This is a genomic window from Flavobacterium aquariorum (assembly GCF_003254745.1).
GTDB classification, from domain to species: domain Bacteria; phylum Bacteroidota; class Bacteroidia; order Flavobacteriales; family Flavobacteriaceae; genus Flavobacterium; species Flavobacterium aquariorum.
Genome location: NZ_QKXH01000003.1, coordinates 238,745 through 261,664 on the forward strand (window position 1 = coordinate 238,745; position 22,920 = coordinate 261,664).

Here is a 22,920-nt window from a genome sequence, read left to right on the forward strand (position 1 = left end):
TTATGAGTATCATCAGACATAAACACTTCTTTCTGTCATATTCTGAGGAACATGAACAAGCGGAGTGGGCTGCCTATTATTTGACGGCGGAGTCCCAACAACAACATCATTTTGAAAGACCTTATTTCAAGCAAGATCCGTTGGTCGATACCGAATCGGCACATTGGAAAAACTACAAAGATACTGGCTACGACAAAGGACATCTGGTTCCCGCCGCCGATATGAAATTTTCCAATGAAGCCTACAATGAAACTTTTTACACCTCGAATGTATCACCTCAAAATAGAGCTTTCAACGCTGGGATATGGAACCGACTGGAACAAAAAATTCGTTATTGGGCTGATAAATACACGGCTCTTTTTATCGTAACTGGAAGTATTTTGCACGATAATTTAGTTACTATTGGCGACGAAGAAGTTTCGGTGCCCGATTATTTTTTCAAAATAGTGGTTCGGGTACAGGACAATGCTTTGGTTATGATTCCGTTTTTGGTTCCCAATGAAAAATCGGATGCTCCTCTTTATACTTTTGCAACAACCATTGATGCAATTGAAAAAATTACCGGTATCGATTTTAACCAAAAACTTTCTGAAAAAATAGAAGAAAAAATAGAAAAAGAGTTGAGCTATAAGGAATGGAGTTTTAGTTAGGCTTCATATTCTAAAAAAATCAACCATATAAGTAATATAAGTCCATTTGAGTTTTCTAACGTGGGCTTACACTTTTTATAAGCTGGATTTACAAGAAATGACGTTTTAGCAAGACTACATATTCTAAAAAAATCAACCATATAAGTAATATAAGTCCATTTAAATTTTTCTTATATGACCTTATATTACTTATATGGTTAAAAAATCGCTCTCCAAGAATTTATAAATTCCATATGTTTGAGTTGAAGTTACAAATGGCTCTTGTTAATTTATTTGTACCTTTGCCGTTCCTAAAAAAGCAACATGAGAATTGATATTATAACCGTATTACCTGAATTATTGAGAAGCCCCTTTGAAGCTTCAATTATGAAACGCGCCATAGACAAAGGGCTCGTAGAGGTTCATATTCATAATTTAAGAGATTATACAACCAACAAACAAAAGAGTGTGGACGATTACCCTTTTGGCGGTGGTGCCGGAATGGTCATGACCGTTCAACCCATAGATGCCTGCATCACCCACCTTAAAAGCGAAAGAACCTACGACGAAATAATATACATGTCTCCTGATGGCGAAACACTGAACCAGAAAATGGCCAACACCATGTCGATGTATGAAAACATTATCATTTTGTGTGGGCATTATAAAGGTGTCGATCAACGCGTTCGTGATCATTTTATTACTAAGGAGATTTCGATAGGCGATTATGTTTTATCGGGAGGAGAATTAGGGGCTTTGGTTTTGTCCGATGCCTTAATTCGATTGATCCCAGGGGTTTTGAGTGACGAAACCTCGGCATTGACTGACAGTTTTCAGGATGGTTTACTCTCGGGCCCAATTTACACCCGTCCTGCCGATTACAAAGGCTGGAAAGTTCCAGATGTGTTACTGAGTGGGCATTTTGCCAAGATTGACAAATGGAGAGAAGACACTGCGTATGAGCACACGAAAAACAGGAGACCTGACCTGTTAAACGATTAATTTTCATATATTTATACTTTATAATAAGAATTAGTTTGCTTCTTAATAACTTTTAAAAGTATAAAACCATGAAAGGATTAATCTCCAAAGTAATTTTAATTGTTACTTTTTTCATTTCAGCTGTTTCCTTTGCACAAGGAATAAATAGAACATCCTTATTGAATGAACTCAATAAAACTTACGGTATCGCGCTAAGTGACGATGAAAAAACCTATTTCGGAAATGCGAACAGCACATTAGTACTGGAATTGTTTGGTCTGGACGAAAAGAATTTATCAAAAGAAAATCGTAATAAAGAAATTGATAAATTATTTGATAAAAGAGACAAAACGTTGACTTCATCGTTGGGCATAAACAAATACAGCGATATTAAAGCAAGAACAGACGATAAAATTGTAGAAATCATAAAAAAAGTGAAACAATCAAAAATGGTTCCTTAATTTATTCTAACAATCAAATCACAAAAAGAGCTTCTAATAAAAGCTCTTTTTTTTCGGTTTCCTCCAAATAGCTAGCCAATTAAAAAAATCATGATTCATAATTCACAATTCATATTTATTTTTTACATTTGCACCCAAATTTAAATCAACCTCTGGCGAAGTCCGCGAATGTTGGTTTGATTAAACCATAATTAAAAAAATTATCATGGCAGATTTAATGAAATTCGTTCAAGACGAATTCGTAACAAGAAAAGATTTCCCTGTATTCGGAGCTGGAGACACAATCACAGTTTACTACGAAATTAAAGAGGGTGAAAAAACAAGAACACAGTTTTTTAAAGGTGTTGTAATTCAAAGAAGAGGTTCTGCTAACACAGAAACTTTTACAATTCGTAAAATGTCAGGAGCAATTGGAGTTGAGCGTATCTTCCCGGTAAACTTGCCAGCTTTGCAAAAAATTGAAATCAACAAGAAAGGTGCTGTACGTAGAGCTAGAATTTTCTACTTCAGAGAACTTACTGGTAAAAAAGCTAAGATTAGAGACAAAAGAAGATAGTTTACGCTATTTCTTTAATGATAAAAAAGTCCCAACCGATGAAAATCGCGATTGGGACTTTTTTTTTGATAAATTTGTGGTGTTAAAAATCATAATTCAAAAATCAAACGGCACTAAAAATATCAAATTCTAAATATCACAGAATATCTCTTTAAATTTATTTTTTTATATACAAATAAAATCTCTATTACAACTGCATTTCTTATCTTTGCCCGCCTTATCTCAAACGATGTAATTTTTAATAAGGCCTTAAATTAATTGTGATTTAGATTATAAAAATAAAAAAAATGACACCAAAAGCTAAAATTTTTTACACACTTACAGATGAGGCTCCTTTACTGGCAACCTATTCTTTTTTACCAATTGTTCAGGCATTCACTGCTACTTCTGATATCGAAATAGAGACAAGAGACATTTCTCTTGCGGGAAGAATCATCTCGAACTTTTCGGAATTTTTAAAAGAAGACCAAAAAACAAAAAATGCATTATTGGAATTAGGTCAATTAGCCACCACTCCTGAAGCAAACATCATAAAATTACCAAATGTGTCAGCCTCAATTCCACAATTGAAAGCAGCCATTGCGGAATTACAATCACATGGTTATGCTTTACCTGACTTCCCGGAAGATCCACAAACAGAAGAAGAAAAAGCAATCAAAGCTAAATATTCTAAAATTTTAGGATCCGCAGTAAATCCAGTTTTACGTGAAGGAAATTCAGACCGTAGAGCCCCAAAAGCGGTTAAAAATTACGCAAAAGCAAATCCACACTCTATGGGCGCCTGGTCTGCTGATTCAAAAACTCACGTAGCTTCTATGGAAAGCGGTGACTTTTACGGAAGTGAAAAATCATTGACTTTGGCTGATGCTACTGATGTAAAAATCGAATTTGTTGCCAAAGACGGTACAACAACTGTATTAAAACCAAGCACTCCTTTGAAATCAGGAGAAATCATTGACAGTTCTGTTTTACATTTGAATGCTTTGAAATCTTTTGTAGCCAAAACAATAAAAGAAGCCAAAGAACAAAACATTTTGCTTTCAGTTCACTTAAAAGCAACAATGATGAAAGTTTCTGATCCAATTATATTTGGCGCTATTGTTGAAGTATATTTTGCGGATGTATTCAAAAAATATGCCAGTTTATTTGCAGAATTGAACATCAACACAAACAACGGTTTAGGTGATGTATATGCAAAAATTGCAGGACATCCTCAACAAGCCGAAGTAGAAGCTGCAATTGCACAGGCAATAGAGAACGGACCAGCTTTGGCGATGGTAAATTCAGACAAAGGGATCACTAATCTTCATGTGCCTTCGGATGTGATTGTAGATGCGTCTATGCCAGCCATGATCCGTACTTCCGGACAGATGTTCAATAAAGACGGAAAACAACAAGACACTGTAGCCATCATCCCGGACAGATGTTATGCTGGTGTTTATACTGCGACGATTGATTTTTGTAAAAAACACGGTGCTTTTGTACCAACCACAATGGGAAGTGTTCCAAACGTAGGTTTGATGGCGCAACAAGCCGAAGAATATGGTTCTCACGATAAAACATTCCAAATGAAAGCAGACGGAGTTGTTCGCGTTGTCGATACAAACGGAACTGTTTTAATGGAACAAAATGTAGAAGCAAACGATATTTTTAGAATGTGTCAGGCGAAAGACGCTCCAATTCAAGACTGGGTAAAACTAGCCGTGAACAGAGCCCGTCTATCTAATACACCTGCCGTTTTCTGGTTGGACAGCAACAGAGCCCACGACAGACAATTAATTCAAAAAGTTGAAAAATACCTAAAAGACCACGACACAACTGGTTTAGACATCAGAATCTTAAATCCTATTGAGGCGACCAATTTTACTTTGGATCGTATCGTTAAAGGATTGGATACTATATCGGTAACAGGAAATGTATTGCGTGATTACCTAACCGATTTATTCCCAATTCTGGAAGTAGGAACTTCAGCAAAAATGCTTTCTATCGTTCCGTTAATGAACGGTGGTGGTTTATTTGAAACTGGCGCAGGAGGATCGGCACCAAAACACGTTGAGCAATTTATCCAAGAAGGATACTTGCGTTGGGATTCACTTGGAGAGTTTTTGGCCTTAGGAGCATCATTAGAGCATTTAGGACAAACTTTACGCAATCCAAAAGCAATTATCTTAGCTGAAACACTTGATACTGCAACCGAAAAATTCTTGGCAACGGACAAATCCCCTTCACGTAAAGTGGGTGGAATTGACAACCGCGGTTCTCACTTTTATTTAGCAATGTATTGGGCAGAAGCTTTGGCAGCCCAAGACAAAGATGCCGAATTAAAAGCAATATTCACTCCTATCGCTGCTGAGTTTATTGCAAATGAATCTAAAATAAATTCCGAATTAATTGGTTCTCAAGGCAAAGCCCAAAATATTGGCGGTTATTACCAACCAAATCCAGCCTTGACAGCCAAAGCAATGCGTCCAAGCGAAACTTTCAACGGTATTTTAGCTAAAATAGCATAAGCCAAATAGTTAATTCTATTTTATATATTCAAAAGACAACTGGAAACGGTTGTCTTTTTTTTTGGAGATAGGCCATAGATAACACGGATTGAGCATCTCATTTTTTTATACACTTGTTTAGTATCTTTGAAATTGGTTCAGAACAAAAAAATTAAACCGAATGCCTAACAACGATATTGAATACAAAATAATCGAAGCAGAAGAATCTATTTCCGATTTTGTGGAAAGGTTTTGGATGCTTACCAATCATTCGGATACCGAAAAAGAAATTGTAATTATCCCCGATGGGAGAATAGATATTTTCTTTTCTTATTCAGACACTGAATCTTTCCATACTACTTTAATGGGATTAGAAAGTGAGCCAACAGAAACAATGCTTCCCCCTAAAACCGTTATTTTTGCAGTCAATTTAAAACTTTTGGCCATTGAATACCTACTAAACATCAGTATTTCAGACATATTAAACGGAGTACATCATTTACCGGCAGACTTTTGGGAAGTTACACAGCAAGACTTAACCGATTTTAATTCGCTTTGCATCAAAGTCTCCGACAAAATAAAAACGCTTATACCGCAAAAAGTGGACGATAGGAAACGAAAACTTTTCAATCTCATCTATTCTTCAAGCGGTTCACAATCTGTTTCCGAATTATCCGAAAAAGTACTTTGGAGCAGTCGGCAAATCAATCGCTATTTCAATCAAATGTTCGGACTTTCCTTAAAAGCCTATTGCAATATTCTGCGATTTAGGGCTTCGGTACAACATATAAAACAAGGAATACTATTCCCTGAACAAAACTTTACGGATCAGGCCCACTTCATCAAAGAAGTCAAAAAACTTTCGGGTGTTACACCAAAAGAATTATTCAAAAACAAAAATGACCGATTTTTACAATTTTCGACTTTGCCAAACAAGTAGTTTTGCCTTATAATTTTAAACTTATAAAGCAATGTTATTACAAAACAAAAAAATAGCAATCATTGGCGGAGGTCCTGGTGGACTTACATTAGCTAGACTTCTACAACTTAAAGGAGCAAATGTAAAAGTATATGAACGAGATTTCAATAGAGATGGAAGGGTACAGGGCGCAACACTTGATCTACATCATGAATCGGGATTAAAAGCACTTGAAGAAGCAGGTTTGCTGGATGCATTCAAAACAAATTACAGACCTAATGCTGACCGGCTTCGCATTGTTGATGAAAATACAAAAATTTTCTTCGACGACCATAATGATGAATCTAGCGGCAATTTTGGAGATGAATCGTTCAGACCAGAAATTGACCGTGGACCATTAAGAACTATTTTAGTGGATTCATTAAAGCCTAATACCATAGTTTGGGACAGTCATATTGTTTCTCTTGAAAGCATTAACGATACCTGGAAAATAGTTTTTGAAAACGGTAAAACTGCTATTGCCGACATTATAATAGGTGCGGACGGAGCTAAATCCAAAATTCGTCCGTTCGTTACCTCAATACAGCCTTTCTATTCCGGCATCACAGTATTAGAAGGTAATATTCCTGATTCTGAAAAAAATGCCCCATCAATTCACAACTTATTACAAGGTGGAAAAATTATGGCCTTGGGAGATTCAAAAACCGTGTCAGTAAGTGCAAAAGGCGATGGGAGTTTGAATTTCTATGCCGGCTGGAAAACAAATGCAGAATGGGTTACACAAAGTGGTATTGACTATAAAAACACTAAACAAGTTTTAGAGTGGTTCAAAAAAGAGTACTTCAATTGGGATACCGTTTGGTTCGAATTATTTGCATATGAAAACACGACATTCACCCCAAGGACTCTCTATTGTATGCCTTTAGATCAAAAATGGGAGGCCCAGACAAACATCACACTTATAGGCGATGCGGCTCATTGGATGCCTCCATATGCCGGCGAAGGAGTAAATATGGCAATGCTTGACGCTTTACAATTGAGCGAAAGTTTGACTAGCGAAAAAATTGTTGACCTAAAATCTGCAATTGCATATTACGAACAACAGATGTTTACACGATTTGTTGAAAGAGGAAAGGAAACCATGCACAATACTGAATTAATGCACTCTCCAGAGGGGCTTAAAAAACTATTGGAAATGTTTAACCAATTCTCAAACTAAAAATATCATTGCTTCCTATCTTAAATATTTGCTATTTGCAAAAAAGATATCCTGCAAGATTGAATAAAAAATTGCAGGATTGAAAAACTATAAAATTCAAAGCTCTATTAATCAAACTTGGTTTCATAAAATATTTTTTATTATAAATAAGCGAACATTCATTTATATTTAATATTTTTGTTTTTCCAAAAACAAAAAAAATGCGAACAAGAGACACACACAAAGAAGAAATCGTTAAACAGAAAGCCATTGAAATGCTGGTAAAACTGGGCATTGAAGGCTTTGGAATGAATCGCTTGGCAAAAGAAAGCGGTGTTTCGGTGGCGACTTTATACATCTATTACACGGACAAAGAAGATCTGATAAAAAAAATCGGAATCCAAATTGGACAAGATTTCTTTAATGAAATGGTCAAAGATTTCTCCCCTACTATGCCTTTTAAGGATGGCTTACGCAAACAATGGGAAAACAGGGCACGATTTACGATAAAATATCCTTTGAATGTGGCTTGTTGGGAACTTTTGAGCCATTCCAGTTACAGAGATTGCATTTTGGAAAAAAGCCTTTTGGACTTCAAAACAATAATGGGTGATTTTTTAAAAAATGCGATTGACAAAAAAGAATTAGTTTGTATGCCCAAAGAGGTATTTTGGAGTATTGCCTATGGGCCTTTATACACTTTACTTCGTTTTCACAACGAAGGAAAAAGCATGGCAGGAACTCCATTCACCCTTACCAAAGAAGTCACTGACGAAGCATTTGAATTAGTGATAAAAGCATTGACACCATAAAAAAGTTAAACTATGGAAAACCAAATAGACAATATATTGGTATTTGCAACCAATATTAAAACCGAAAACGATAAACAAAAAATAATCGAGATATTGGATGCAAATTCAGAAATACACCAATGGACAATTGACCAGGAAGATATAGATTGTGTTTTGCGTATTGTAAGCGATACTTTATCAGAAGAGCAGATAATAGAACTTTTAAACGATCAAAACTTCAAATGCTCCATATTGGAATAAACAAATCAAAATGAAAGAACAAAAACCAAAAGTAATCCCATTTACACCTTATCAAAAATTTGCTGTTTTCATACTAGCCATCACTCAATTTACAGTAATACTGGATTTTATGGTAATGTCACCTTTGGGAGATATTCTAATGAAATCCTTAAGTTTAAAACCAACTCATTTTGGTTTAGTTGTTTCAGCTTATGCTTTTAGTGCAGGTATTTCAGGGCTTCTTACAGCGGGTTTTGCCGATAAATTTGACCGTAAAAAGCTATTGCTGTTCTTCTATATAGGTTTTATTGCAGGAACCATTTTATGTGGAATCGTAAACTCGTATTTATGGCTCGTAACGGCCAGAATTATCACCGGATTGTTTGGAGGAGTTATTGGTTCTATTTCTATGGCCATTATAGCTGATTTATTTACCCTCCAGCAACGCGGGCGAGTAATGGGTTTTATCCAAATGGGATTTGGAGCTAGCCAAATTTTGGGAATTCCTATTGGTTTGTACCTTTCAAATACTTGGGGTTGGCATGCTCCTTTTCTATGGGTGGCAGGAATGGCAGGAATTGTGGCATTATTTATAGCCGCTAAATTAAAACCTATCACCAAACATCTTGCGGTTCAACACGATAAATCACCTTTTGAGCACTTAAAACACACTATCGCAAAAAAGGACTATCGAATTGGTTTTACGGCCACAGCATTGCTTTCGGTTGGAGGCTTTATGATGATGCCTTTTGGAAGTGCTTTTGCAATCAACAATCTTCACATTACACAGCATCAATTGCCAATGATATTCATGATAGCTGGTTTATCTACATTACTGGTAATGCCTTTGGTTGGAAAATTGAGCGACACTATAGACAAATACAAAATATTCATTGTCGCCTCATTATGGACTATCATAATGGTTGCCATCTACACCAACCTTGGCATTACTGCCTTTGGACTCGTTGCTGTTGCAAACGTGCTTATGATGATGGGTGTGATGGGACGAATGGTACCTTCAACGGCTTTGGTAACATCTATTCCAGAAATTCAAGACAGAGGTGCCTTTATGAGCATAAACTCATCGTTACAACAAATTGCCGGAGGTGTTGCCGCTGCTTTTGCAGGAACAATTGTTGTACAAAAAGACAAATTGAGTCCACTGGAACATTATGATACATTGGGAATTATAATTATCTGTATATCACTCCTAACTATTATACTTATGTATCGCGTCAATAAAATGGTAAAAAGAAAAAACAAAGAGCAAAGGGAAAATCTGCCTATCTCTATTGAAGTTTAAATTCAGTTTTTAAATGTCATAAAATATTAATATTCAAAATATTAATATTTTTTTTTGATAAACGAATATTTATTCGAAAAATTAAACATGCAGGCTCTTTGGCCCTTATGAAGACGGTATCCCAACTTGTCTCGTCTTTAGGGACGAGACAAGTTGGGATATAGAGGACAGCATAAATTTTGTTTCCAGATAAAGCCTATTCATTCACTCATTTAGTTTTTTATTTCGAACAATACAAAACCAAAACAACCAAGCGTTATTAACGATACATTAACATATGTTATGTACGAATTGACCTCTGATTTAATGACATTTGCAATTCAAAACCAAAACAATGATTTCAAAGAAAATTATTTACTTATTCCTTTTACTGCTTACTTCTTTTTACACTTTTTCTCAGGATAAGAGCAATAACGAATCGGCTAAACAGAAGTTTACCCTTAGCGGAACCATCTCCGACAACAATAGCAATGAAACATTAATTGGAGTTAACGTTTCGATTCCTGAATTAAAAACAGGAGTTATTACAAATGAATATGGCTTTTATTCCATCACATTGCCAAAAGGTATTTATAAAATTCAAATCACCTCGATAGGATTTCAGACTACCGAAGGGACGGTAAATTTGGATAAAAACACCAAAATGAATTTCAAATTGACTGGTAGCGAAAACGTTTTGAAAGAGGTCATTATCAATAGCAACGATAGCCAAACCGAAAACCGAAAACCCGAAATGGGCGTAAACAAACTTTCGGTTGCAACGATCAAAAAAATGCCGGTTGTGCTAGGTGAAGTTGACATTATCAAATCTATTTTATTGCTTCCAGGTGTTACCAATGCTGGTGAAGCAGCCTCCGGATTTAACGTGCGCGGAGGTGGCGCCGACCAAAATTTAATTTTGATGGATGAAGCCAGTATTTTTAACTCTTCGCACGTTTTTGGATTCTTTTCTATTTTTAATCCAGACGCCGTCAAGGATATCAAACTATACAAAGGAGGAATACCAGCTCGATATGGAGGGAGAGCATCTTCGGTTTTGGACATTTATCAAAAAGACGGAAACAGTAACGATTTCCACATGAGTGGTGGAATTGGATTGATTACGAGCCGCCTTTTGGCCGAAGGTCCCATAGTAAAAAACAAAGGTTCTTTTCTTATTGCTGGCCGAGCTTCCTATGCACATTTATTCCTAAAACTATCCGAAGATCAAAAAGACAACGCTGCCTATTTTTATGATTTAAATGCAAAATTAAGTTATAAATTAACTCCAAATAATAATTTATACATGTCGGGCTATTTTGGCCGGGATGTATTTGCAATAAACAAAAGCTTTACGAATATATACGGAAACACCACTTTCAATACCCGTTGGAATCATTTATTTTCTGAGAAACTCTTCTCGAATCTATCCGCAATTTTTAGTGATTATTACTATGGTTTAGATCTTGATTTTGTTGGTTTCGAATGGAGATCGGGGATTAAGAATTTTAACATTAAATACGATTTTAGAAGTTATGTTTCAGACAAATTAAAATTGAATTTCGGTGTAAATGGTATTTATTACGAATTCAATCCGGGAACCATAAAGCCTTCAAGTCCTGACTCGGGAATTAATCCTGACCAATTAGAAAAAAAATATGCATATGAACCCGCAATTTATATCAATGCCGAGCAAAAAATAACCGACCGAATTGATATCAATTATGGATTACGTTACAGTTTGTTTTACAATGTAGGTTCTTCAACGGTGAATTTATATGAGAATGATAATCCTGTACTGTTCAATTCACAGTTTCAAATCTATGAAAAAGCAACTCCTATTGGGACAAAACAGTACAGCAAAAATGAAGTAATTAAAAGCTTCGACTATTTGGAACCTCGATTAAGCGTCAATTATCAGCTCAACGAAAACCAGTCTTTCCAGGCGAGTTACAACCGAATGGTTCAGTATTTACAGTTAATTTCCAACACCTCCTCTCCCACTCCTTTGGACGTTTGGACTCCGAGTGGCACCTATATCAAACCTCAAATTGCTGATCAAGTAGCCTTAGGTTATTTTAGAAAATTCAAGGAAGGAGCCTATTCCACCGAAGTTAGTGGTTTTTATAAAGAAGTACAAAACAGATTGGATTATATTGATGGAGCCAACTTAATTGCCAATAAAGCAATAGAGCAAGTTTTATTGAATGGCCAATTGCGCTCTTATGGTCTCGAATTGATGCTAAAAAAGAACGAAGGAAAACTAACGGGTTGGATATCCTATACCCTTTCCAAATCGGAACAACAAACTCCAGGACGTACGCCCGAAGAAACTGGAATAAACAATGGTCAATGGTATAATACTGCTTATGATAAAGTCAACAATCTAGCCGTTACCGGTTCTTATTATCTAAATCCAAAATGGGCTTTCGGCGCCAACTTTATTTATCAAACGGGACAGCCTACCACTTATCCAAACGGACAATACGAATATCTGGGAATGACCATCCCAATTTATGGATTACGAAATAAGGAACGATTGCCTTCTTTTAATCATTTGGACATTTCAGCTACATTAACTCCAAAACCAAATTACAATAAAAATTGGAGAAGCGAATGGGTTTTTAGCATTTACAACGTTTACAATAGAAAAAATGCTGCTTCAATTGCCTTTAGAGAAAATCTGGACACAGGTACAAACGAAGCCGTGAAAACATCTATTTTTGGTATCGTGCCAGCGGTAAGTTATAATTTCAAATTTTAAAAATATTCTCATTAGACGAGAACTAAAACATAGAACTGATGAAAAAATTAATCGCAACCCTACTAATAATCTTTACTTTTGTATGCATAAGCTGTGAAGATGTTATAAAAGTCGACGTAGATACTGCAGCTCCCAGATTGGCTGTTGAAGCGACAATCAATTGGCAAAAAGGCACAGAAGGCAGTGTCCAATACATAAAACTAACCACGACAACAGGATATTTCGAGAACGTAATTCCTGTGGTCTCTGGCGCAGTTGTGACTGTGACAAATAGTTCCAATAAGGTTTTTAATTTTATTGAAAACCCAAAAACGGGAATGTATGTTTGTTCTGATTTTGAACCTAAACTAAATGAAACCTACACCCTGACCATTAAAACAAATGGAGAAACATACACTGCCACTGAAAAAATGTATCCAGTAGCGGCCATTACAAAGTTTTCACAAAATGATAATGGCGGATTTAGCGGAAAAGACATTGAGGTAAAAGCCTATTTTAATGACCCTGCCGACGAAGTCAATTTCTATTTATACCGTTATAATTATAAAAATCAAAAAACAACAAATCTATATACGGACGATGACACCTTTTTTAACGGAAATGAATTTTTTAGTATCTCCCAAAATGATTCTTTAAAAGTGGGTGAAAAAGTCAATGTTACCCATTTGGGCATTTCCAAAAGCTATTACAATTACATGAGTGTTATTATCAGTCTTGCAGGACAAAACGGTGGTGGCCCATTTCAGTCTCCTCCATCAACTATCAGGGGCAACGTAATCAATATCACTAATCCGAACAATTATCCTTTGGGCTATTTTTCGGTAAGTGAAAGCGATTCGAAAGAATACACAATTGAGTAAAACAAGAAGCTATTCCTGCTTTCCACTACAAGTCCTCGCCCCAAAAAACAATTTTTCTACACCCTTAAAGGAGCTTCCTCCGGTCGCTCTTTTAGGGCAGGAAAAAATAAGTTTTTGGAGCTCCGGGCTTTCTGTTTTAATCAGGGCTATTTCTTAAGATTTCAGAAGGCAGAATTAAGATTTTAGAATTTAGATTTTTCATACTTTTACAAAAAATCTGAAATTCTCTGTTCTAACTTCTATTTTATGAAATCTAGAATCTAAGCTTTGCATTCTGAAATCTAAAATCTGCCTTCTAAAATCTTAAGTAAAATGTCTTCACATCATATCGTTCGCGACGACCAAGAACCCGCTTTAATAATTGCAAACGGAGCAGCATGTCATCCAGAGTTATTGGGACAACTACTGGAATGGTCACCACTGGTAATTGTACTGGACTCGGCTATTGAACGTGTAATGGAACTGGATGTAAAAGTTGATGTACTTTTGGGTGATTTCGACCGAGGTTTTGACGTCGAAAAATATCAAACTTCCCAATATCCATTGGAAATTGTTCATACACCTGATCAAAATAAAACTGATTTAGAAAAAGCATTGGATTATTTAATTGCAAGAAAAATTCCTGCCGTAAATGTAGTTTGGGCCACAGGAAGAAGGGCCGACCACACGATTACCAATCTCACGAATATAGTTCGCTATCGAAATTTAATTAAAATCGTCATTCTGGACGATCACTCCAAAATATTTTTGCTTCCCAATAAATTTGAAAAATGGTACACCGCAGGAACGCCTATTTCATTAATTCCCATTGGAGTTGTCAACGGAATCTATTCCAAAAATTTAGTATATCCCTTGCAAAATGACACCTTAACCATGGGATACAGAACTGGGAGCAGCAACGAAGTTGCCCATGACGGAATTGTAACCATCAATCACAATGATGGCGATTTGTTATTAATGGAATGCATAGATTAGTAAAATTCTAGTTTTCAAAGGACTAAAAACTAGATGGTTTTTTCTCAGATTTTAAAAATACACTTTACTAAAAAGTATATTCCCAACCTAAAAGTTTCCCTTCTTTTTAAGATAAAAAACCATAATTAACTAAAAACCAAACACTTCGGCCTAATTATTGTAATAAAGGTAAACAAAAACAGCCACAAATAGTCACTATATCAATAACAAGAAAGGATTGACTATCTTTGCACCGAAATTTAGAAAATGAAATCTACAAAGAATACCGAAAAGACAACTTTACATCCGAGAAATCTTCATCGATTTGGATATAACTTTGAACTATTAATACTAAATCATCCCGATTTGGCAAAATTTGTTTTTGTCAATGAACACGGCATAGAAACAATTGATTTTAGTAATCCAGAAGCAGTAAAAGCGCTTAATAAGGCTCTATTAATCACCAATTATGACATTCAAAACTGGGATATTCCAGCTAATTTTTTGTGCCCTCCAATACCTGGCAGAACCGACTATATTCATTACCTCGCAGATTTATTGGCCACAACAAATAATGGTATAATTCCACAAGGAGAAACTATTATGGGTCTCGACATTGGTATTGGAGCCAATTGTATTTATCCGATATTAGGAAATGCTATTTATGGCTGGTCATTTGTAGGAACCGATATCGATGAAAATGCAATTCAAAACTGCAAAAAGATCATCGAACAAAACCCAAAATTGGCAGAAGCAATAAGTCTGCAATTACAGGTAAACTCTCGTTTTATTTTCAAAAACATTATAGCTCCCGAGGATCGATTCACGTTTACCATCTGCAATCCTCCTTTTCATTCTTCCTCCGAAGAAGCGACAAAAAGCAGTCTTCGAAAAGTTAATAATCTGACTCCAAATGCTCCAAAAGCAGCAAAACCCGTACTTAATTTTGGAGGACAAAATGCTGAATTGTGGTGTGAAGGCGGTGAATTAGGCTTTATCAAACAAATGATTTATGAAAGCGCCAAATATCCTATGCAATGTCTTTGGTTTACTACATTAGTATCCAAACAATCCAATTTGAATACGATATACAAAACCTTAAACAATGTGGCAGCTATTCATAAAACAATAGAAATGGCTCAAGGTCAAAAAACAAGCCGAATTGTTGCTTGGACTTTTATGAGTGAAGCACAACAAAAAGCTTGGAAACTTTAACATTTATAAAAACTGATTTTCAATTTTAAGTATGGATCACTTTTAAAGCAGTAAGCCAAGTTAAAAACCATTTGCTTTCACTACATTTCAAAGAAATTCAACTTAATCCTTATGTATAAATTAGTCTCCAAAATTATTGTGTTTGCACTACTTATAAGCTGTAGTGTATCCAAAGAGAAGAAAATTGACGAATACGTTTTTAAAAGAAAAAAAGAAAAAACACAATACATTAACTCTTACAATAAGTCATTACAGCTTTGGAAAGTTCCCTATAAAGAAGAATACGTCGCAACTAGTTTTGGTAAGGCCCATATCATTATTAGCGGCCCTAAGGATGCCAAACCATTGCTTTTACTTCATGGTATGGATGCTAGTTCTACTATGTGGTTCCCCAACAGTGCAGCACTGTCAAAAAATCATCGGGTATACGCGATTGACTTTTTGATGGAAGCTGGAAAGTCCGAATTTAAAGGAAATTCACTTAGCGCTGATGAAATCGTAAATTGGTATACTCAAATTTTCAACTATTATAAATTCAAAAATGTTGACATAATAGGAGCCTCACGAGGAGGTTGGATTGCTACGCTATTGACAATTCAAAAAAATAGCAAAATTGACAAACTTGTATTACTAAGTCCCGCACAAACTTTTGACGGTGTGGATCAAAAAGGAAAAGCATCATCGGCATTATTTTTAAAATTCTTTCCAAACAAAAATAAATTTAAAAAAACACTAGTCGCTTTCTCCTATTATCCAGATAAAATTAATTCCACTTATAAAAAACAATTTTATTTGGCAAATAAATATTCTAAATCCAATGCCAGTTTTTTACAAATGACACCTTTCTCTGATGACGAATTAAAAAGAATATCGATACCCGTTTTAGTACTTATTGGAGATCATGATGTCATCAATTCAGAAAAAAGTCTTTTGCGTGCCAATGATTTTTTAAGTAACGACAAAACAGAAACTATTAAAAATGCAGGTCATTTTTTAAGCATGGATCAAGCCAATAAGGTGAATGAAATTATTGTTGATTTTTTAAAGTAAATTATAAGATCAAACTTAAAACGGTACTTACCAAACTTCTTTTTTATCCATTTTTATCTAATTGAACGCATTCAATAGAATTATAATCTTTGAATTTTACTTTGTAACTTTACAAAACCAATTCAACTCCAAATTAGATAAATGAATTTCCAAGTCATATCCGAATACCAACCCAAAGGGGACCAACCGCAAGCCATTGAAAAATTGTCAGAAGGCTTGTTGAATGGTGAGCAATTCCAAACTTTACTTGGGGTTACAGGTTCCGGAAAAACATTTACGGTGGCCAATGTCATTCAGGAAATACAACGTCCCACATTGGTATTGGCACACAACAAAACCTTGGCTGCTCAATTGTATTCGGAGTTCAAACAATTTTTTCCTAACAATGCTGTAGAATATTTCGTATCCTATTACGATTATTATCAACCTGAAGCTTTTATGCCCGTAACTGGCGTTTTTATTGAAAAGGATTTATCCATCAATGCAGAACTCGAAAAAATGCGTTTAAGCACTACCTCTTCTCTTCTTTCTGGTCGAAGGGACATAATAGTTGTAGCTTCTGTATCCTGCATTTATGGTATTGGAAATCCCGTTGAATTTCAGAAGAACGTAATTGCGGTAGAGAAAAATCAAATGATTTCCAGAACCAAATTATTAAAAAATTTGGTTCAAAGCCTGTATTCCAGAACGGAAGCCGATTTTACCCCCGGAAATTTTCGCATAAAAGGCGATACAGTTGAAGTATATCCAAGTTATGCAGATGACGCATTCAGAATTCACTTTTTTGGAGATGAAATAGAAGAAATAGAAAGCTTCGATGTAAAAACATCCAAAGTCATTGAACGGTACGAAAAACTTACTATCTACCCCGCCAATATGTTTGTGACCTCTCCCGATGTACTGCAAAATGCAATCTGGGAAATCCAGCAGGATTTGGTCAAACAAGTTGATTATTTCAAGGAAATAGGAAAACATCTTGAAGCCAAAAGACTCGAAGAACGCACCAATTTTGATTTGGAGATGATTCGGGAATTGGGATATTGTTCCGGAATCGAAAACTATTCACGCTATTTGGACGGAAGAGAAGCAGGATCGAGACCTTTCTGTTTATTGGACTATTTCCCAAAAGATTATTTGATGGTCGTTGACGAAAGCCACGTAACGATATCACAAGTTCAGGCGATGTATGGAGGAGACAGAAGCCGTAAAGAAAATTTAGTTGAATATGGATTTCGACTGCCGGCTGCAATGGACAACCGCCCATTAAAATTTGATGAGTTTGAGGCGATGCAAAACCAAGTCATTTATGTTTCTGCCACTCCTGCCGACTATGAATTGCAAAAATGTGGTGGCGTATATGTAGAACAAGTGATTCGTCCAACAGGTTTATTGGATCCAATAATTGAAATTCGCCCAAGTCTGAATCAAATCGACGATTTGATTGAAGAAATTCAGCAGCGCTGTGAATTGGATGAAAGGGTCTTAGTGACAACTTTGACGAAAAGAATGGCCGAAGAACTAGCCAAATACCTTACTAAAGTGTCCATTCGCTGCCGCTACATCCACTCTGATGTTGATACATTAGAACGCATCGAAATTATGCAAGATTTACGAAAAGGATTATTTGATGTTTTAATTGGAGTAAACTTATTGAGAGAAGGATTGGATTTACCAGAAGTTTCATTGGTTGCCATACTCGATGCAGACAAGGAAGGCTTCTTAAGAAGCCATCGCTCGCTAACACAAACCATAGGCCGCGCAGCAAGGAACTTAAACGGAAAAGCCATAATGTATGCTGATAAAATTACCAATAGTATGCAAAAAACTATTGATGAAACAAATTACAGAAGAACAAAGCAAATTAATTTTAACCTAGAAAATAATGTAGTTCCTCAAGCTTTAAATAAAAAAATAGAGAGCGCTTTTACAAACAATAAATTGGTAGAGTATGAATTGGGACACATTATGAACGTTGCCGCCGAACCAGAAACTGCCTACATGTCCAAACCAGATTTGGAAAAACTCATTCGCGAAAAACGAAAAGCAATGGAAAAATCAGCAAAAGATTTGGACTTTATGCAAGCTGCAAAACTACGTGATGAGATTAAAGCTTTACAAGCAAAAAACCATTAATTATGTTGTTCCTGAAAATGACCCAATAATACTTCTGGAGGAATTATAGCATTGGGAGATGCTTTCATTAATTTTAGAATACGATTAGTCGCACTTGGATTTAATCCCATATTGATGGCGATTTGGCGAATGGCCTCTTCTTCTTTCTCATGCAAAATACCATCAATATGCATTAATAATGCTAAACGATAAAATTGCTGTATCCTTTCAAACTCAGATTTTATAACGCCCGTTGGCAATTCTTGATGGAATAACTCATTGAAATCTTTTTTACTGATACCTAATTCTTGCGCAACAATCCAAACAAATTGATATTCGCGCTCATGCAATCGACCATCAACAACTGAAAATGCAATCATCTCAGACAATAAATTGATTTTTTCTACGTGTGTGTCCATCTAATTATTAATTTTAGCTAAAATATTCTTTTTTTCTAAATCTAAAAATTAAATTGTCTTGAAATTAATTTACTTAATTCCCTTATTTCTATTTCTCAGTAAAGCCACTGCACAAGAGAGTACCGCTTCCAAACAAGTCTCCAGTTTTAATATGGAAGCCCCTCAACTAAAAACAAACAGAAAAATCTGGCTGTACCTCCCAAAAAATTACGAAACATCAGCAAAAAAATATCCTGTCATTTATATGCATGATGCACAAAATTTGTTTGATGCAAAGACTTCTTTTGCCGGAGAATGGAATGTAGATGAAAAACTGGATAGCTTGAGTGCGCAAGTAATTGTTGTAGGAATTGAAAACGGTGGCGAAAAACGTTTAGAAGAATTGACTCCATATAAAAACGAAAAATATGGTGGTGGAAATGCGGATAAATATCTTGAATTTATCGTAAACACTTTAAAACCTGAAATTGATAAAAAATACAGAACAAAAACTAACGCCAAAAACACTACTATTATGGGAAGTTCATTGGGTGGTTTGACTTCATTTTATGCTGTTATAAAATATCCTAAAGTTTTTGGTAAAGCTGGTGTGTTTTCTCCTGCTTTTTGGATCAATCGAAAGGATATAAATGATTATATGACAAATAGTAAAAACCTTAAGGCTAAAATTTACTTTCTCTGTGGTGATTCGGAAGGAGATGATGACAGTATGGTAACCGACCTGAATTACATGGAAACTCTACTAAACACAAACCGTTGCTATTGTCTACATTTAAACAAAAAAGTAGTTGTAAAAGGAGGACATCACAATGAGAAGCTATGGAGAGATGGTTTTACAGATGCTTTTCTTTGGTTAGGATATTGATAAATGATTGTAGATTAACGATTTTAGTTTTTAGATGCATGTCCAAAAAATATTAATCCTAAAATCGTTACCCGAGCCCGAAAGACGAACGGGCGAAGCAATCATAATTCTTAAATCTAAAATCTTTATTTTTTAGAGTACTCTTTTTCCATTTGGGTAATGATGCTTTTTATGGCTTCAGAACCAATACCTTTAGCTTTGATTACTTTGTTTTTATCCAGAATATAAATTACAGGTGTTGTCACGACATCATATTTATCCTTAAGATTATTGATATGAACTCCGTCGTAGACATTAATAAAATCGACTTTGTTGTCAATGATGTATTTCTTGTATTTATCGAATTCATTTTGGGTATAGACCCCAAAAATTTTGACATCTTTGTTTTCTTTCAACAAATCGTGATATAGTTCCAGAATTTTAGGCACTTCTTTTTGACAATGACCACAGTCCACATCCCAAAAAAGAAGGACTAAATAATCGGCTTTTATACTCGATAAAGTCACGTAGGATTGTTCAATTTCGGATTTATTATCATAATAGATTTTGGTGATTTCCTCGCTCGTTTTGGCGGTGTCAAAACCCATTTTCGCAATTTTATCATGACCCGGAATGTCTATCATATAGAGTTCCGGTGCCTTTTTCCCGAGTTGCAGTGGAGCTAGAACATTCCCTCTGTTTATGATAAGTTTGATTACACTGTCATCATAAACCCCATTCGCTTTACCTGTTTTAAAATAATTATCTACCATATAGACGAAAACTTTGTCCATGCCCATTATTTTTGGTATTTCATATGTCGAGGTAAAATAGGCCAATAAAAGCATATTCATCTTGGTTCCTTGCTTTGTTTTTAGCATCATACGATCAATCTCCACACAAATTGAATCGGGATGTTGCACCACAACGGTATTGAAATATTGCTTTATTTTATTGGCAAAAAACGGGTTGCGCAACATGGCATCATCCTGAAAATTGACACCATCCCAAAAATGATTTTTGTAATAGTGATATGAAAAAATACTATCTGGTCTGCCATTACTGGCTTTTGGAATGTCCTTGGCTATTTTTTCTGTTTTTAAATTAATTATTTCAGAAAGGTAATTTCCTTTGTTTTGAGTGATCGTATTCAAATCATTTTCCTGAATAGCATCATTCAAAACTTTGAATTCTTTGGTCAAAAGAGCTGTAGAATCAGCTTTTTTCTGTTCTTTTAATGTTTTTTTATAACCATCAAATTCTTTGTTTTTGGCTGTGACAAAACGAATATAATTGAAGAAATTCTCATTTTGTTTGGAATTAATTGCTTTTAAATTATCGAGCAAATCGGTTTTATCTGAATTGATTTGTTGTTTTTGGGTTTGCTCGTCTATAATGAAATCAAAATAATTTCCCTTTTCCTGACTGAGTAAAAAATAAACGCCTTTGTCCAAATTTTTCTTCCCTTTGAAAACAATATTCCCGTTCACCACTTTTTTACAGGTATCAGAAATGTACAATTTATCAAATTGGTAAAAGGCTAAGTAAGCGACGGTATCTTTACAATTCTTTAAATTAATCTTGATTTCATGACCGGACTGGGCTTGAGCGAACATAAAACAAAAAAAGAGAACGAAACTTATTAAAATTTTCTTCATAATTCACAATAATCTTTGATACAATTTTATAATAGATAGTTAAACAGTTTTAGAAAATAATTCTAATTATTATCACCAAAAATAATTGAATTTAAATCTAATTTCAAATAATTGACAAAGTGTTTTTACAGTCAAGAAAACAATATCAGGAAATTCATTTTGTAAATGCTTACCTTTGCCTTTAAATAGTTAAAAAATGACAAATAACGATATATTCAAAAAACTTCGAGTAGCCTTGATGTTACGCGATGATCAAATAGTGGAAATTTTGGAATTGGTAGATTTTAGAATTACAAAATCAGAGTTGGGTGCTTTTTTCCGTGATGAAAAACACGAAAATTATATGGAATGCGGTGATCAGGTTTTACGTAATTTCCTAAACGGATTGGTAATTCACTTGAGAGGAACTAAAGAAAATCCTAAAAACCCGAATGATGTTTTGGCCAAACACAAAGCTCAAATTCCAGCAAAAGAAAGCGATTCAAAAAGAGCTGAATTTAAACCAAAAGCAAAAGATGAAGAAAGAGCAAGAGGTGATCAAGCTCCTGGAAAATCTAGTACGGTAAAAAAACCTGCAAAAAAACAATATCCAAAAGGGAATTCAAAAACACCAGTTGTAGAGAAAGTAAAATACAATTTTGGAAAAAACAAAAAATCGTAATCCATTTTGAAAACAGCTTTAATAATAGGTAGCACTGGCCTTATCGGTTCACAATTACTACAACTTCTTTTGAAAAGTGATCAGTATTCAAAGATTATCACTTTCGTAAAAAGAGATACAGGTATTCAACACCCTAAATTAAAGCAACACATTATTGATTTTGACAAACCCGAAAATTATCACGATTTGGTTGAAGGTGATGATTTCTTTTGCACCATTGGAACAACCATAAACAAAGCTGGAAACAAAGAAGCTTTTCGAAGAGTGGATTATGAGTATCCAATGCAGTTTGCAAAAATTGCTACAGAGAAAAAAATAAAACAGTTCCTGATTATATCTTCACTTGGAGCGGACGCAACTTCATCTAATTTTTATTTGAAAACGAAAGGTGAAATTGAGAATTTCCTTAAAGCTTCAACACTCGAAAAAGTGAGCATTCTAAGACCCTCACTACTTTTAGGCAATCGCGCAGAATTCAGATTGGGCGAAAAAGTAGGCGCTTTTTTCATGAAAGCATTCTCTTTTATGTTTGTTGGAAATATGAAAAAATACAAACCTATAGAAAGTGCCAAAGTTGCGAAGGCTCTTTTTACAATAGCTCAACAAGACAACAAAGGATTAACAATTTACGAATCGGACTCGATTCAAGAGATGGGAAAATGATAAAAAAGAAGCCTGAACGAAAGTTCAGGTTTTTTTATGTCTAAGATTTATAAAAATTTACTCTCAGCATAATAAACTGTTTTTCAGACGCAGTTGCCAAAAAATTAATATTTTTTTGTTAAATTTGACATACAACCATCTATAAATCTTCAATTTAAATAATACGAAAAACAA

Annotated in this window: 21 protein-coding genes; 19 read left to right on the plus strand and 2 right to left on the minus strand. The window is 35.0% G+C overall.

The genetic code is table 11. The features are described 5' to 3' along the window. Nucleotides 1–2: 2 nt before the first annotated feature. The 16 genes from DOS84_RS06415 to uvrB all read left to right on the plus strand — a co-directional run bounded on the left by DOS84_RS06415 (nt 3) and on the right by uvrB (nt 18,522). Nucleotides 3–650 (plus strand): DNA/RNA non-specific endonuclease, encoded by a 648-nt coding sequence (locus DOS84_RS06415; protein ID WP_111409291.1) that lies wholly within the window; start codon nt 3–5, stop codon nt 648–650. A 303-nt stretch (nt 651–953) separates the two neighbouring features. Beyond that, complete coding sequence (trmD, locus tag DOS84_RS06420) at nt 954–1,631, plus strand: tRNA (guanosine(37)-N1)-methyltransferase TrmD (RefSeq protein ID WP_111409292.1); 678 nt, start codon at nt 954–956, stop codon at nt 1,629–1,631. A 68-nt stretch (nt 1,632–1,699) separates the two neighbouring features. Further along, on the plus strand, nt 1,700–2,071 hold the full coding sequence (locus DOS84_RS06425; RefSeq protein ID WP_111409293.1) for a hypothetical protein: 372 nt from the start codon (nt 1,700–1,702) through the stop codon (nt 2,069–2,071). 205 nt (nt 2,072–2,276) lie between these two features. After that, entirely contained in the window at nt 2,277–2,627 is a 351-nt protein-coding gene (gene rplS / locus DOS84_RS06430) for a 50S ribosomal protein L19 (RefSeq protein WP_111409294.1), read from the plus strand. 287 nt (nt 2,628–2,914) lie between these two features. Next, complete coding sequence (locus DOS84_RS06435; protein WP_111409295.1) at nt 2,915–5,137, plus strand: NADP-dependent isocitrate dehydrogenase; 2,223 nt, start codon at nt 2,915–2,917, stop codon at nt 5,135–5,137. 160 nt (nt 5,138–5,297) lie between these two features. Continuing rightward, on the plus strand, nt 5,298–6,056 hold the full coding sequence (locus tag DOS84_RS06440; protein WP_111409296.1) for a helix-turn-helix domain-containing protein: 759 nt from the start codon (nt 5,298–5,300) through the stop codon (nt 6,054–6,056). 31 nt (nt 6,057–6,087) lie between these two features. After that, nucleotides 6,088–7,254, plus strand: a complete 1,167-nt coding sequence (locus DOS84_RS06445) for an FAD-dependent oxidoreductase (RefSeq protein WP_111409297.1) — start codon at nt 6,088–6,090, stop codon at nt 7,252–7,254. Nucleotides 7,255–7,454: 200 nt separating this feature from the next. Beyond that, nucleotides 7,455–8,045, plus strand: coding sequence for a TetR/AcrR family transcriptional regulator (locus DOS84_RS06450; protein WP_111409298.1), 591 nt, complete (start codon nt 7,455–7,457; stop codon nt 8,043–8,045). Between the two features lie 12 nt (nt 8,046–8,057). Next, a complete protein-coding gene (locus DOS84_RS06455) occupies nt 8,058–8,285 on the plus strand; it encodes a hypothetical protein (protein ID WP_111409299.1) in 228 nt (75 codons plus the stop codon). Between the two features lie 10 nt (nt 8,286–8,295). Continuing rightward, the gene (locus DOS84_RS06460; protein ID WP_111409300.1) at nt 8,296–9,567 is read left to right on the plus strand and encodes an MFS transporter; all 1,272 of its coding nucleotides are present in this window, start codon (nt 8,296–8,298) and stop codon (nt 9,565–9,567) included. A 334-nt stretch (nt 9,568–9,901) separates the two neighbouring features. Then, nucleotides 9,902–12,310, plus strand: a complete 2,409-nt coding sequence (locus DOS84_RS06465) for a TonB-dependent receptor (protein WP_111409301.1) — start codon at nt 9,902–9,904, stop codon at nt 12,308–12,310. Nucleotides 12,311–12,348: 38 nt separating this feature from the next. Continuing rightward, nucleotides 12,349–13,170 (plus strand): DUF4249 domain-containing protein, encoded by an 822-nt coding sequence (locus DOS84_RS06470; protein WP_111409302.1) that lies wholly within the window; start codon nt 12,349–12,351, stop codon nt 13,168–13,170. A 312-nt stretch (nt 13,171–13,482) separates the two neighbouring features. Next, nucleotides 13,483–14,145 carry a thiamine diphosphokinase gene (locus tag DOS84_RS06475; RefSeq protein ID WP_111409303.1) on the plus strand — a complete coding sequence of 221 codons (663 nt, stop codon included), beginning with the start codon at nt 13,483–13,485 and terminating at the stop codon, nt 14,143–14,145. 246 nt (nt 14,146–14,391) lie between these two features. Further along, the gene (rlmF, locus tag DOS84_RS06480; protein ID WP_111409304.1) at nt 14,392–15,339 is read left to right on the plus strand and encodes a 23S rRNA (adenine(1618)-N(6))-methyltransferase RlmF; all 948 of its coding nucleotides are present in this window, start codon (nt 14,392–14,394) and stop codon (nt 15,337–15,339) included. A gap of 111 nt (nt 15,340–15,450) precedes the next feature. Beyond that, complete coding sequence (locus DOS84_RS06485) at nt 15,451–16,389, plus strand: alpha/beta fold hydrolase (protein ID WP_111409305.1); 939 nt, start codon at nt 15,451–15,453, stop codon at nt 16,387–16,389. 141 nt (nt 16,390–16,530) lie between these two features. After that, on the plus strand, nt 16,531–18,522 hold the full coding sequence (gene uvrB, locus DOS84_RS06490; protein WP_111409306.1) for an excinuclease ABC subunit UvrB: 1,992 nt from the start codon (nt 16,531–16,533) through the stop codon (nt 18,520–18,522). On the opposite strand, the gene DOS84_RS06495 is transcribed toward uvrB, so the two are convergent. Next, on the minus strand, nt 18,519–18,920 hold the full coding sequence (locus DOS84_RS06495) for a TerB family tellurite resistance protein (protein WP_111409307.1): 402 nt from the start codon (nt 18,918–18,920) through the stop codon (nt 18,519–18,521). The genes uvrB and DOS84_RS06495 overlap by 4 nt on opposite strands. A gap of 58 nt (nt 18,921–18,978) precedes the next feature. Here DOS84_RS06495 and DOS84_RS06500 point away from each other — a divergent pair, with 58 nt between their 5' ends. Continuing rightward, complete coding sequence (locus tag DOS84_RS06500) at nt 18,979–19,785, plus strand: alpha/beta hydrolase (protein ID WP_111409308.1); 807 nt, start codon at nt 18,979–18,981, stop codon at nt 19,783–19,785. 125 nt (nt 19,786–19,910) lie between these two features. Here the strand turns inward: DOS84_RS06500 and DOS84_RS06505 are convergent, their stop codons facing one another. Beyond that, on the minus strand, nt 19,911–21,422 hold the full coding sequence (locus tag DOS84_RS06505; protein WP_111409309.1) for a redoxin domain-containing protein: 1,512 nt from the start codon (nt 21,420–21,422) through the stop codon (nt 19,911–19,913). Between the two features lie 196 nt (nt 21,423–21,618). Here DOS84_RS06505 and DOS84_RS06510 point away from each other — a divergent pair, with 196 nt between their 5' ends. After that, nucleotides 21,619–22,083: a DUF1456 family protein gene (locus DOS84_RS06510; protein ID WP_111409310.1), complete on the plus strand. Its 465-nt coding sequence runs from the start codon at nt 21,619–21,621 to the stop codon at nt 22,081–22,083. 6 nt (nt 22,084–22,089) lie between these two features. Then, nucleotides 22,090–22,746 (plus strand): NAD(P)H-binding protein, encoded by a 657-nt coding sequence (locus DOS84_RS06515; RefSeq protein ID WP_207802026.1) that lies wholly within the window; start codon nt 22,090–22,092, stop codon nt 22,744–22,746. Nucleotides 22,747–22,920: the final 174 nt, after the last annotated feature.